Source organism: Janthinobacterium sp. PSPC1-1, assembly GCF_049897625.1.
GTDB lineage: Bacteria > Pseudomonadota > Gammaproteobacteria > Burkholderiales > Burkholderiaceae_D > Janthinobacterium > Janthinobacterium tructae.
In genome coordinates this window covers 249,511-261,928 of sequence record NZ_JAFCWP010000006.1, presented here as the reverse complement: position 1 = coordinate 261,928, position 12,418 = coordinate 249,511, and the positions used below count along the sequence as shown (strand labels likewise).

The 12,418-nt window shown below is 63.5% G+C and carries 10 protein-coding genes; 4 read left to right on the top strand and 6 right to left on the bottom strand.

What is annotated here, in order from left to right; genetic code table 11:
* Positions 1 to 23 precede the first annotated feature (23 nt).
* Positions 24 to 806, top strand: coding sequence for a 3-hydroxybutyrate dehydrogenase (locus ACP7EG_RS19990; protein ID WP_071078281.1), 783 nt, complete (start codon positions 24 to 26; stop codon positions 804 to 806).
* A gap of 63 nt (positions 807 to 869) precedes the next feature.
* A complete protein-coding gene (locus tag ACP7EG_RS19985) occupies positions 870 to 1,718 on the top strand; it encodes a DUF2071 domain-containing protein (RefSeq protein ID WP_426089011.1) in 849 nt (282 codons plus the stop codon).
* Here ACP7EG_RS19985 and ACP7EG_RS19980 read toward each other — a convergent pair.
* The 4 genes from ACP7EG_RS19980 to ACP7EG_RS19965 form a co-directional block, all read right to left on the bottom strand.
* Positions 1,690 to 3,342 (bottom strand): methyl-accepting chemotaxis protein, encoded by a 1,653-nt coding sequence (locus tag ACP7EG_RS19980; protein WP_426089010.1) that lies wholly within the window; start codon positions 3,340 to 3,342, stop codon positions 1,690 to 1,692. The two genes, ACP7EG_RS19985 and ACP7EG_RS19980, sit on opposite strands and share 29 nt — an antisense overlap.
* 145 nt (positions 3,343 to 3,487) lie before the next feature.
* Complete coding sequence (locus ACP7EG_RS19975) at positions 3,488 to 4,744, bottom strand: HD-GYP domain-containing protein (RefSeq protein WP_426089009.1); 1,257 nt, start codon at positions 4,742 to 4,744, stop codon at positions 3,488 to 3,490.
* A 377-nt stretch (positions 4,745 to 5,121) separates the two neighbouring features.
* The gene (locus ACP7EG_RS19970; protein ID WP_426089008.1) at positions 5,122 to 5,712 is read right to left on the bottom strand and encodes a hypothetical protein; all 591 of its coding nucleotides are present in this window, start codon (positions 5,710 to 5,712) and stop codon (positions 5,122 to 5,124) included.
* Positions 5,713 to 5,785: 73 nt separating this feature from the next.
* Entirely contained in the window at positions 5,786 to 6,139 is a 354-nt protein-coding gene (locus ACP7EG_RS19965; protein WP_141172463.1) for a winged helix-turn-helix transcriptional regulator, read from the bottom strand.
* Between the two features lie 114 nt (positions 6,140 to 6,253).
* Between ACP7EG_RS19965 and ACP7EG_RS19960 the strand changes: the two genes are divergently transcribed.
* Together ACP7EG_RS19960 and ACP7EG_RS19955 are read left to right on the top strand one after the other, a co-directional pair.
* Positions 6,254 to 6,961 (top strand): glutathione S-transferase family protein, encoded by a 708-nt coding sequence (locus tag ACP7EG_RS19960; RefSeq protein WP_426089007.1) that lies wholly within the window; start codon positions 6,254 to 6,256, stop codon positions 6,959 to 6,961.
* Between the two features lie 118 nt (positions 6,962 to 7,079).
* Positions 7,080 to 9,164, top strand: coding sequence for a prolyl oligopeptidase family serine peptidase (locus ACP7EG_RS19955; protein WP_426089006.1), 2,085 nt, complete (start codon positions 7,080 to 7,082; stop codon positions 9,162 to 9,164).
* Between the two features lie 156 nt (positions 9,165 to 9,320).
* Here the strand turns inward: ACP7EG_RS19955 and ACP7EG_RS19950 are convergent, their stop codons facing one another.
* Positions 9,321 to 11,375, bottom strand: coding sequence for an esterase-like activity of phytase family protein (locus ACP7EG_RS19950; protein WP_426089005.1), 2,055 nt, complete (start codon positions 11,373 to 11,375; stop codon positions 9,321 to 9,323).
* Positions 11,376 to 11,446: 71 nt separating this feature from the next.
* Positions 11,447 to 12,373, bottom strand: a complete 927-nt coding sequence (locus ACP7EG_RS19945; protein WP_426089004.1) for a helix-turn-helix domain-containing protein — start codon at positions 12,371 to 12,373, stop codon at positions 11,447 to 11,449.
* Positions 12,374 to 12,418 lie beyond the last annotated feature (45 nt).

Here is a 12,418-nt window from a genome sequence, read left to right as displayed (position 1 = left end):
AACCCGCAATGCAAAGGATTAATATGCAACTCAAAGACAAAGTCGCACTGATTACCGGCGCCGCCAGTGGTATCGGCAAGGAAATGGCCATTGAATACGCAAAACAAGGCGCCAAGGTCGTCATCGCCGACCTGGCCCTGGAAGCGGCCAGCAAGACGGCCGAGGAAATCAAGCAATCGGGCGGCCAGGCGTTTGCCGTCGCCATGGATGTCTCCAGCGAAGAACAAGTCGACAAGGGCGTGGCCGATGCCGCGGCCCATTTCGGCGGCATCGATATCCTGATCAGCAACGCCGGCATCCAGATCATCAGTCCCGTCGTCGACTACCCGTTCGATCAGTGGAAAAAGATGCTGGCCATTCACCTGGACGGCGCCTTCCTCACCACGCGCGCCTGCATGCGCGAAATGATCAAGGCCGGCCGCGGCGGCGCCATCATCTACATGGGTTCCGTGCACTCGCACGAAGGCTCGCCGTTCAAGAGCGCCTACGTGGCCGCCAAGCACGGTTTGCTGGGCCTGGCCAAGGTGGTGGCCAAGGAAGGCGCGAAGGACGGCATCCGCGCCAACGTCATCTGCCCCGGCTTCGTGCGCACGCCACTGGTCGACAAGCAAATCCCCGAACAGGCAGCCCAGCTGAACATCAGCGAAGAGGACGTGATCAAGAAAGTGATGCTGAAAGACACGATTGACGGCGAATTCACCACCACGCAAGACGTGGCGCAAACGGCCGTCTTCCTGGCGGCGTTCCCATCGACGGCCCTGAGCGGACAATCCATCGTTGTCAGCCACGGCTGGCACATGCAATAAGACGTAGCGTCTCCGGCAGGCGGCGTCGTCCGCCTGCATCACCGCACTCGAAAGACTTCCCAATTGCAAGACAACACTTATCGTCACCCGCGCGCGGGCTGGCCGGGGCGCCTGTTTGCCGCGCTCGCCAATTGCACGCGTTTCGCCAATGTGCGCCAGGCTGTCATGTCGCGCCTGCCCTTCCTGACCCTGCACAGCGACGTGCGCGACGTCGTGTACGTGAGCTGGCTGGTCGACGCCGCTGCCGCGCAGAAATTATTGCCGCCAGGTGTGGCCTTGTGGCAGCGCGACGGCAGGACGCCGTTTACCGTGCTGACCTACCGCCACGGGCATTTCGGCCCTGCCCTGCCCGCTCCCTTGCGCCGGCTGCTGCCCTCGCCCTTGCAAAGCAACTGGCGTTTATATCTGGACCACACGCCTCCGGGCGCGCCCGCCGTGCCCTGCGTGTATTTTCTGAAAAACATCATGGATAGCTTGCCCCATGCGCTGGGCACGCGGCTGTTCAGCGATATCTTGCCGACGCACCTGGCCGCCGGCATGACGCTGGAAGTTGGCGCCACGCAGGCGCACTGCAGCATTGCATCCGGCACTGGCAGCGCCCCAGCGCTCGATGTGCAGGCGAACATCACAGCGGAGCATGATCTTGATGCCGACTGGCAAACGCTGTTTGGCAACTGGCACGCTGCCGTCGCCTTCCTCGCTTGCCAGGATGCGGCCATCGCGCACGTGCCGCGCAACGGCAAGCTGGTCTTCGGTGAAATCGACTTGCCCGTTGATGTGGATCAAGTGCAAGCAATGACAGCCTGGCACGCCGACTGCGGCATGCTGAGGCAACTGCCGCCCGTATCCAGGCCGTTTGCCTTTCTCGTACCGCAAGTGGACTTCAAGGCGCTGTCAGAGCGCCTGCTGTAGCGCGCCGCTCGGGCGCGCGCAAGGGCGTGGCAGCACCTGCCTGGCCGCCGCCGCGCCGCCGTTCCAGCTTGAACAAGGACATGGCTTGCTCCAGCTGCAAGGCCTGGTCTTGCAGCGAAGCGGAGGCGGCCGCCGATTCCTCCACCAGCGCCGCGTTCTGTTGCGTCACTTCATCCATCTGCGTGACGGCCATGTTGACCTGGCCGATGCCATGGCTCTGTTCACGCGAGGCCGAGGCGATCTCCGCCATGATGCCGTGCACGCCCTGCACGGCGCCCAGCATTTCGGCGCTGCTGGCACCCGCCTGTTGCGCCAGCTTCGCACCCGCCTGCACCTGCACCAGCGATGCCGTGATCAATTGTTTGATTTCCGTGGCGGCCGACGCGCTGCGCTGGGCCAGGTTGCGCACCTCGCCCGCCACGACGGCAAAACCACGCCCCTGGTCGCCCGCGCGCGCCGCTTCCACTGCCGCGTTCAGGGCGAGGATATTGGTCTGGAAGGCAATGCCTTCGATGATGCCCGTAATGTCGCCGATCTTCTTTGACGAGGCGTTAATGTCCGCCATCATCGTCACCATCTGGCCGACGATTTCGCCGCCGCGCCCCGCCAGGCCATGCACCTTGCCCGCCATGTCGCTCGCTTGCACGGCGTTGCCGCTGTTTTGTTGCACCGTGGCCGCCAGTTGCTCCATGCTCGATGCCGTCTGCTCCAGGGCCGATGCCTGCGCTTCCGTGCGGCCCGACAAATCCATATTGCCGGCGGCGATTTCCTGGCTGGCCATGCTGATGCGCAGGAAATTGCCGCGCACATCGCCGACGATGGAGTGCAAGTTCACACGCAGCTGGCGCAGCGAGCGCAGCAGCTGCCCCATCTCGTCGCGCCGCGTGGTATCGAGCTCGCCCGTCAGGTCGCCGCCCGCCATCACGTCGCACGCCTGGCGCGCCCGCTGCAGCGGTTGCAGCACGGCGCGGTGCAAGCTGTGCCAGAAATACAGGGTCGCGCACAAGGCCAGCACGGACAGGCCCGCCAGCCAGCCGCCCGCGCTGGCCGGCAGCACGCCCGCATTCCACGCCAGTTGCAGCAGCAATATCAGGCTCAGCAAGCCCAAATTCCAGCCGATGCGTTTGCCCAGCGGCAGGTCGCGCATGCTCGCCAGCCTGGCCAGCCAGCCCGTGCGCACGGCAGCGCCCTGGCTGAGGGCAATGCCATCGGCCTGCCCCGCCTTGATGCGCGCGTACAGGGCGGACGCCTGCGCCACCTGCTGGCGCGTGGGCTTGGTGCGCACGGACATGTAGCCGACAGCCACGCCGTCTTCCACCACCGGCGTCACGTTTGCCAGCACCCAGTAGTAATCGCCATCCTTGCAGCGGTTCTTCACCATGCCGCTCCACGAGCGTCCCGAGCGGATGGTGGCCCAGAAATCGGCGAACGCTTCGACCGGCATGTCCGGATGCCGGAGGATGTTTTGCGGCGCACCGATCAATTCTTCCGCACTGTAACCGCTGACGGCGATGAAATACGGGTTCGCATACGTGATATTGCCTTGCAAGTCGGTAGTCGAGACGATGGTCTCGGTATCGCTCAGGTTGATCTCGGTATCGTTGACGGGAAGATTGATTCGCATGGTCACATCCTCAGTGGTAGCCCGTATGGTGGCGGGTGTGCGGACAAGGAACGGTCGCCAGACAGGAAAACGGACGCGGCACTGGCACCATTATTTTAATATTTTATTATTAATAAAATATACTTTATTCCCGCCGTAGCTACCGCTATGCCACCGCAGGTTCGCCGACCCAGTAACGGTCGACGTCCAGCAAGCCCCACTGAGCCGCGCTTTCCGTGGAAACAATGCGCTCCTGGCAACCCGGCGCCGCCAGGTCGATGACGCAGGGTGCGATACAAGTGCCGGCGCGGATGGAAAAAAATACGCGGACCGTGGGCGAGGTCAGCGTCTTGCCCGCCGCCTGCCCCACCACCACGGCCAGGCGCTCCGATTGCAGCCGCACCAGGGTGCCCAACGGATAAATGCCCAGGCATTTGACGAAGGCGGCAAACAGTGTCGCGTCCAGATGCCCGCCGCGCCAGGCCGCCATGCGGCGCAGCGACTCGGCCGGGCACCAGCCCTGCTTGTATGGACGGTTCGAGGTGATCGCATCGTACACGTCGCAGATGGCGCCCATGCGCGCATACAGGCTGATTTCCTCGCCGCACAAGCCCTTGGGATAACCGCTGCCGTCGAGTTTTTCATGGTGGTGCAGACACACGTCCAGCGCCACCGGATCGATATCGTCCACCTCGAGCAGCATGCGGTGGCCGGCGGCCGGATGGGCACGCACGGAGGAAAATTCCGCGTCGCTCAGGCTGCCAGGCTTGTTCAGGATGGCCGACGGCACGGCCATCTTGCCTATGTCGTGCAGCAAGCCCGCCAGGCCGGCCGAGCGCACCTGCTCCGGCGCCAGCTCCAGCTCCCTGGCCAGCGCCGTCATCAGCGCACACACGGCCACCGAGTGCATATACGTATAGTTGTCGGCCGTTTTCAGGCGTGCCAGGCCCAGCAGCACGCCGCCGCCGCGCAGCACCGACGAGGCGATGTCGTCGACCAGCTCGTAGGCCTGTCCCACGGCCAAAGCCTTGCCCATGCGCGCTTCGTCAAACATCGTCTGCACGGCCTGGCGCGTGCGCTCGATCAGGCGCCGGGCGTGCGCCATTTCCGCCTCGCGCGACAGGGCAGGCGCCACATGCGCGACGGGGACGGAGACGGCCGGCACTGCAGCTTCCGTGCCGGCTGCTGCGGCTGCAGGAACGGAAGCGGGCGGCGCGGCAACGGCAACAGGTTCAGGCGGCGCCAGCCCGCGCGCCGTGTCGATCCACACTTCATTCAGGCGGGCCGCCAGGATACGCTCCAGGTCAGCCGGCGATTCGAGCAAAAAGGAACGCTTCCAGAACGGGTTCTCCAGCCAGGAGCGGCCGAGGCGCTCGACATACATTCCCAGCATGAGTTCGCTACTCGTTATTTTTTTCAGCACGACGGTTCTCCACCCATTCAAATCGCGGCATTTACTTGCCCATTATCAATATCATACGCCGAAAATAATGATTAAACCAAATAAATTAGTTTATATGGCAAAATCGCAACAAATACAGCAATAATCACCAATTCTACCATTTACATTGGCGATAAATGATTAATCAATAAATATATCAATTAATCCATATTGGTTTTGTGGAATTGTATGCATCCTGCCGAGGATGGAGGCGCATGTCTGCCGGCGGCCTCATGGGCCGCCACATGGGCATGCTGTGCAGGAAAGGAAAGGTGTGCGCCAGCGCCAGACGTGCCGAAAAGGCGCTGGCGCTATGCAGGGAGAAGTATCAGGCTGATGCGAGAGCGGCGGGCGGCGGCCTAGCGCGGCACGTAGCGCCAGCCGGCGTTTTCCAGCATGAAGGTCAGTTCCGTCTTGATGCCTTCAGGACGGCTCGGCACGCTCAATTCCGTGTCGCACACGAGGTAGCCCGTCTTGCGCTTGACGTCGCACTCGTTGACGGCCTTGACCTGCATGGTGCTCTGCGCTTCCTGCATCTGCACGTCCTTGGCCGCGTCCGGATTGCGCGCCACTTCGTCCTTGGCCCAGGCGCGTATCATCGCTTGCGCCTCGGCCGGCGACGGTCCCGCGAACCTGGCGTTCTTGCGTTCGACGCCGACCCAGGTATCGCCCTCTTTACGCAGGGGCAATACATTAAAACCGTCGCGCATGCCGGCGCTCATGGCCACCAGGCACACCACTTCGCCTGGCACTTCCAGCGAATCCTGGCAACCCTGCAGGCTGGTGACCTTGACAGCGAACGGCATGGCTGACTGCGTCCTGGCTTGTGTCCTGGCCACGCCCGCCTGCACGGCGGCGTGGATTTGTTCGAGTGTCGGCATGGTAGCGGCATGGGCCGGCAAGGCGGCAAACAGGGCGGCGGCGGTGAGGGCAAGGGAAGTCAGGCGCATGGGTATCGAGAGTAGTGAGCTAAGGCCGGCAGTCTAGCACTTTGCATAAAAACAGCTGTTTCTCTAGAGACATTTATCCAGCGTCGGACGCAAGAAAGGCGCCGCCCGCATCCGCCTGCCCACGCAGGCGCAAGCCAATGGCGCGCAGCATCTCGACCAGCTCGCGCAGGCGCAGGCCCTCGTGCGTCAGTTGGTACTCGACCTTGACGGGCACTTCCGCGTAAATCGTGCGCGTCAGCAAGCCCGCCTCTTCCAGCGCGCGCAAATCCAGAGTCAGCATACGCTGCGAGATATTCGGCACGGCGCGGCGGATTTCGCTGAAACGCTTCGGCCCCGCCATCAGATAGCTGAGCAACACCACTCTCCAGCGCCCGCCCAGCAGTCGCATGGCTTCTTCCACGGCGCAGCCGGAGACATTGTCTTTCATGGTTCGCTTCCCACCTGGTATAAAAAATGTACCTATACCACATTATTCTGCCTTCTTCCAAATAGTAACCGTTACCCTTAGACTGCCCTTCCCTCATCCAATTGGAGCTCCAGCATGGAAACCACCCTGATCTATAGCGTGCCGTTCGGCTGCTCGTTTGCCGCCATCGCCGCCCTCGAATGGAGCGGCTTGCCGTATCGCCTGGCTCGCGTGGAAGCACGCGACCCGGCCAGCAAGCAGCATCCCGCCTTTCTCGCCATCAATCCGCTGAGCCAGACGCCGGCCCTGCTCACGCACGCGGGCGCGCCGTTGCTGGAAAGCATGGCGATCCTGCTGCACCTGGCCGCCCGCGCACCGCACAAAGGCCTCGGTTTTGCGCAGGGCACGCCCGCCTACGACCGCCTGAACAGCGTACTGTCCTTTCTGCACACGACGTTTCACGCCGCCTTCATGCCCGCCTTCCAGGCGTCGCGTGCGGCGCCGGACGATGCGCGCGCGGCTATCTGGCGCGAGATGGCCATCGAGAAGGTCAACAAAAGCCTGGCGCACCTGGAGCGCCTGCTCGCTAGCCGCGCCTGGCTCGCTTCGGAGACAGCACCGAGCATCGCCGACGCCTACCTGGCCGCCACGGCGCGCTGGGCCGAACCGCTGCAACTGGCCAGCCTGGCCGATTATCCGCACGTGGCACGCGTGCTGGCCGCGCTGGAACAAGACTCCGGCATCCGCTTTGCCCACGCCATCGAAGACGGCTTGCCGGCCACCAGCCAGGGCGGCTTCCTGGGCCACGTGGCACTCGACCAACTGGCACTGCCAGCCGGCTAACCGGCGGTCAACTACCGCAGCGGGCGCGTCTTTATTGCTATGATGTCGGGCTGCCGGCGGTACAGCCGGCCACGTCAATACCATATCAATAACGTCGTCATCAGAATCGGGAGTTTGAATGAGTTTACGTCTGCTGCTTTTGGGAGCATTCAGTGCCGCCATGGCCACCACTGCCGCCGTGCCGGCATTGGCCGCGCCGCGCGGTTTCACCGTGGAAGACATGGTCGCCATGGAACGCGTAGGCAGCCCCGTGCTGTCGCCGGACGCCACGCGCGTCGTCTACACGGTGCGCACCACCAACCTGGACAAAAACCGCGGCAACACGCAGCTGTGGATGATCGACCTGCGCGCACCAAACGCGGCGCCACGCCAGCTCACGCGCGGCGATGCCAGCGCCAGCGACCCGCAATGGTCGCCGAACGGCGACGCCATCTACTTCCTGTCCGGCCGCTCCGGCTCCTCGCAAGTGTGGCAGCTGCCCCTGACCGGCGGCGAAGCGGCCAGGGTCACCGACCTGGCGCTGGACGTCGACACCTACCGCCTGTCGCCGCAGGGCGACCGCGTGGCCTTCAGCATGGGCGTCTTCCTCGATTGCGCGGACCTCGCCTGCACGAAAAAGCGCCTCGATGAAAAAGCGAAAAACAAGGCCAGCGGCATGCTCTACGAGCAGATGTTCGTGCGCCACTGGGATACCTGGGCCGATGGCCGCCGCAACGCGCTGTACTCGGCACCGATCGACGCCAGCGGCAAGGTCAGCGCCGCACCCGTGAGCCTGAGCGGCACCCTCGATGGCGACGCGCCATCGAAGCCATTCGGCGACAACAGCGAATACCACTTCAGCCCGGACGGCAAGACGGTGGCATTCTCCGTGCGCGTGGCCGGCCGCACGGAAGCGTGGTCGACCAACTTCGACGTCTATACGATTCCTGCCGCCGGCGGGCAGGCGCCGCGCAATCTCACGGCCGACAATCCGGCCTGGGACGCGAAAGCCACGTATTCGCCCGATGGCCGCACGCTGGCCTATGTCGCCATGACCAAGCCGGGCTTCGAAGCGGACCGTTTTCATCTGGTGCTGATGGATGTCGCCACGGGCAAGAAGCGCACCCTGGCCGATGACTGGGACCGTTCTGTGGCCGACTTCCGCTGGACGCCGGATGGCAAGGCCTTCCTCGTCGCCGCCGATGACGTGGGCCAGCACCGTCTGTTCCACATCGACGCGGCCAGCGGCAAGGTCGCTGCCCTGACGGGCAAGGGCGCAGTGGGCGACTTCGACGTGCGCGGCAATACCATCGTGCTGGCGCAAGCCAACCTGGCCTCGGGCGCGCAGTTGTACACGCGCAAACTCGACGCGAAGTCAGAAACGGCACCGATGCTCCAACTGACGAAGCAGAACGCGCAAGCGCTGGCGGACGTACGTTTCGGCGAATATGAACAGTTCTCGTTCGCTGGCGCGAATGGCGAAACCGTGTATGGCCACGTGATGAAACCATGGAATGCCAAGGCCGGTGAAAAGTATCCGATCGCCTTTTTAGTCCACGGCGGCCCGCAAGGCAGCTTTGGCAACAGCTGGAGCTACCGCTGGAATCCGCAAGTGTATGCGGGCGCCGGCTACGCCACCGTCTTCATCGACTTCCACGGTTCCACCGGCTATGGCCAGAAGTTCACGGATTCCATCAGCGGCGACTGGGGCGGCAAGCCGCTGGTTGACTTGCAAAAGGGCCTGGAAGCGGCCACCAAAAAGTTCCCGTGGCTGGACCGCGAGCGCAGCTGCGCGCTGGGCGCGTCGTACGGCGGCTACATGATGAACTGGATCGCCGGTAACTGGCCGGACGGCTTCAAATGCCTGGTCAACCACGACGGCGTGTTCGACAACCGCGGCATGGCTTACGCGACGGAAGAACTGTGGTTCACCGAGTGGGAAAACGGCGGCCCGTACTACGACGCGCCGGCCAAGCACGAACAGTTCAATCCCGTCAACTTCGTGAAGAACTGGAAGACGCCGATGCTGGTGGTGCAGGGCGACCTGGATTTCCGCATCCCTACCGCGCAAGGCCTGGGCACCTTCACGGCGCTGCAGCGCCGTGGCATCCCGAGCAAGCTGCTGGTCTTCCCGGACGAAAACCACTGGGTACTGAAGCCGGCCAATTCGCTGCTGTGGCATCACACGGTGCTGGACTGGTTGAATACCTATACCAAGAAGTAACGGGGGAGTGTCGGATTACGGCCTTCGGCCTAATCCGACCTACCCTCGATTTCCACAATAAAAAGCCGCAGGGTGCATCCAGCACCGCGCGGCTTTTTGTCATGTAGGTCGGATTAGCGGCGCGCAGCGCCGCGTAATCCGACACTGCACATCACATCAATACGTATTAAGCGCCTTGGCAAACTTCACGATCCACAAACGGCTTGGACGCTCGCGGTCGTCGCCGCGCGCCACGCGGATGGTATTGGCGGCGTTGCAGCCGGCCGCGCTGCTGGTGACGATGACGCCGCTGGCGTCAACCGTGCACTTGGTCACGTCGGCGTCCGCCACTTCCACGCCATTCGCATCAAAGATCTTGGTTTTCAGGCCGAAGTCATTGTCATTGGCCAGCGCGATGGTGGAATCGTCGATCAGGGTCAGGCCTTCGGCCTTTTCCGCCGCCCAGCCGATGGCGTTCAAGTCCAGCAGCAGGGTTTTCTTCAGCGGCGTGACAGCCGCCCAGTCGGCGCCATTGACGGCCGCGCCGCCCATGCTGCTTTTTTCCAGGTCCGAGGTCGTCGCATTGAAAGCGGCGGCCGCAATGTCCGTGGCGCCCTTCAGTTCGACCAGCATCAGCTTGTTGAAGACCTTGCCCGACGGCGCGGCGCCCTGCTCGATGACGAGGAACTTGCCGCCGCCCAGCGCCACCATGTCGCCCAGCTTGGCGTTGCCCGTGCGGCCATCCTGGTAGTCGGCCGCATTCAAGGGGTAGGCGAACATCTTGCCGCTGCTGCCCGTCGTCGGGTCGAATTCGATCCAGCGCGTGAAGCGGGCGAAGCGCTCGACCTGTTCATTCTTCTTCGTCACCGTGTATGGTGCCGTGCCGTCGGACAGAGGGCTTTGCAGGAAGGCGTACAGCTTGTCGTTGCTCGTGTCGAGCGTCATGCCTTCCATGCCGCGGTTCGCGCGGCGCTTGGCGAACAGCGCCGGCAAGCCCTTGCCCGGCTCGTACTTGGCCTGGATGACGCCTGTGGCGGCATCGATCTTGATGATGAAGGGGCCGTATTCGTCCGAGACCCACAGCGCATTGCGCTTCGCATCGACGACGATGGCTTCCGAATCGAGGCCGCCCGCGTTGAAGACGGCCTTGCCGGCGGCATCGAACTTCATCGCATCCATGACGGGAATCTCGGCCGAATTGCCCACCGCGCCCACGGGCACGGGCAAGCCCGAGCTGTTCACGCTGGCCGACACCTTGATCGGCGTGCTCGATGCCAGCACGGCGCCGTTCTTGCCCACCGTGATGACGCCGAACGAAGGCGTAAAGCTCGGTGACGGGAAGATCTTGCTGCCGATCGTACCCTTGCCCGAAGGATCGGGCACCAGCGGGCCATCGCCGTTCGGGCCACGGTCCGTCAAGCCATAGAATTCCAGGTCGCCGGCTGCATTCTTGCCCTTGTAGGCCAGGCCCGAACCGTACGACGGCAAAAAGCCGTTCGGGAATTCGCCCTTGATCTTGGCATTCGCGCCTTCGTACGGCACATAGTATTTGTCCGCCGCCTGGATCTGGTAGCGCGTCACGGTGACTTTCACTTCGCCCACCGGATTGGCCTGCGTCAGCGCTTCATTGACGGGCGCGCCCGCCTTGGAAGCGAGGGTATCTTCGAAATGCTCGCGCACGAGGGCGCGGCGCTCGGCATCGACCGTGCGGCTGGCGAATTTCCCGCCTACCGCCGCCAAATGCGCGGCCAGCGCCGTGTTGAAGACGGCCGGCGCACCTGCAAAGTCCAGCGTCTTGCCGGCCAGCGCCGCCTTCACTTCGGCCGTCAGCTTGATGCCGTTCGACGGATCGCTGTCGTCGTCAAGCAATTGCAGCGCCAGCAGGCGGTTGACGACCTTGTCGTCCGCCACATTCGTGCTGGCGGCCAGCGCCAGCGGCGTGACGACGGCACCGCATGGCGCCGAACCCAGGGCCAGGCCGCCCACGCTGAAGGCCACAGTATCGCCCGGGTTGCACATGAACTCGCCCTTGGCGTTGGTGCTGGCCTTGACCGCGCTGCCAGCCACGTAATCGAGACCTTCCACCGCACCGTCGAGGAACACGCCCGTCTGCGCCACCGGTTTGGCCGGTTCCGCCGGCGTATTATCGCTGCCGCCGCAAGCGGCCAGGGTCAGGCTGGCGGCGATGGCCAACAGGGTCAGTTTCGGGGTCGACGTTACGGCAGCGTTCATGCATTCCTCGGCTAAAGTGGGATTGAAGCCGTGGAGAGTAACTGGGCAAAGTGACAAGCCCGTGACAGCCTTCAAGCCCGTGGCGTATCCGCAACAGGCCCGCCGATGCCGCCAAAGCGCCCATCGGCCTGACGCCGGAATTCCTTCGGCGTGACGCCCTTCACCTGCAGGAAGCGGCGGTTGAAATTGGCCACGTTCTGGAAACCCACGTCGTAGCAGACGTTGGAAACGTATTGATCCGTGTCCATCAACAGCTGGCAGGCCTTGTTGATGCGCAAACGGCTGATGAAATCCGTGAAGCTGTTGCCCGTCGCCTTGCGGAAGAAGCGCGAGAATTTACTCAGCGACATGCCCACCTGCTCGGCCAGCATTTCCGCCGAAATCGGCTCGCGGTAATTGTCCGTGATGTAATTGAGGACGGAATTGACCTTGGCCAGGGTGGCATCATCATCGTACGAGCGCAGCGAGGCGCTCGACAGCAGGCGATAGTTGGCCGTGCGCGCCAGCTTGCTCATTAATTGCACGAATGCGGCGAAGCGCTCGGCGCCATGCGTGGTGCGGATGCGCGCCAGGTGCTGCTCGGCCTCATGGCCCATGTCGAAAAACTCCACGCCATAGCTGGAGCGCTCGAGCAGCGGCAGCAGCTCGCGCAGTTCGGGGATGACGCGCGCGGCGCCCGCCAGCGGCGCGTGGGCGAACTGCACGATCATGTCGCGCAGGGCCACGCCGCCTTCCGGCACCACGTTGGAAATCCAGTTGTGCGGCAGGCGCGGGCCCGTCAGCACCAGGTGGCCGGGCGAGAATTCGCCGATATAGTCGCCCACGAACAAGCGCCCGCTGGTGGCGACGATCAGGTGCAGCTCGTATTCTTCGTGGCAGTGCCAGCGCACGCGCGAGCTGGGATAGCCATGTTCCAGGTAATTGATGATGCCATCGTAGCTTTCGCGCTCCAGTTCGGGCGCCTTGCGCTCGCTGTCCTTCTGCCATACGTGTTCCATGCTCGTCTCTCCCAAGCGGTCCGCGCCCGTGCCATCGAATGTACC

Excerpts from the sequence above, each read along its gene's own strand:
- ACP7EG_RS19960 (WP_426089007.1), top strand. The coding sequence starts at position 6,254 with ATGGAAACCACCCTGATCTATAGCGTGCCGTTCGGCTGCTCGTTTGCC.
- ACP7EG_RS19950 (WP_426089005.1), bottom strand. The coding sequence starts at position 11,375 with ATGAACGCTGCCGTAACGTCGACCCCGAAACTGACCCTGTTGGCCATC.
- ACP7EG_RS19990 (WP_071078281.1), top strand. The coding sequence starts at position 24 with ATGCAACTCAAAGACAAAGTCGCACTGATTACCGGCGCCGCCAGTGGT.
- ACP7EG_RS19955 (WP_426089006.1), top strand. The coding sequence starts at position 7,080 with ATGAGTTTACGTCTGCTGCTTTTGGGAGCATTCAGTGCCGCCATGGCC.
- ACP7EG_RS19965 (WP_141172463.1), bottom strand. The coding sequence starts at position 6,139 with ATGAAAGACAATGTCTCCGGCTGCGCCGTGGAAGAAGCCATGCGACTG.
- ACP7EG_RS19970 (WP_426089008.1), bottom strand. The coding sequence starts at position 5,712 with ATGCGCCTGACTTCCCTTGCCCTCACCGCCGCCGCCCTGTTTGCCGCC.
- ACP7EG_RS19980 (WP_426089010.1), bottom strand. The coding sequence starts at position 3,342 with ATGCGAATCAATCTTCCCGTCAACGATACCGAGATCAACCTGAGCGAT.
- ACP7EG_RS19945 (WP_426089004.1), bottom strand. The coding sequence starts at position 12,373 with ATGGAACACGTATGGCAGAAGGACAGCGAGCGCAAGGCGCCCGAACTG.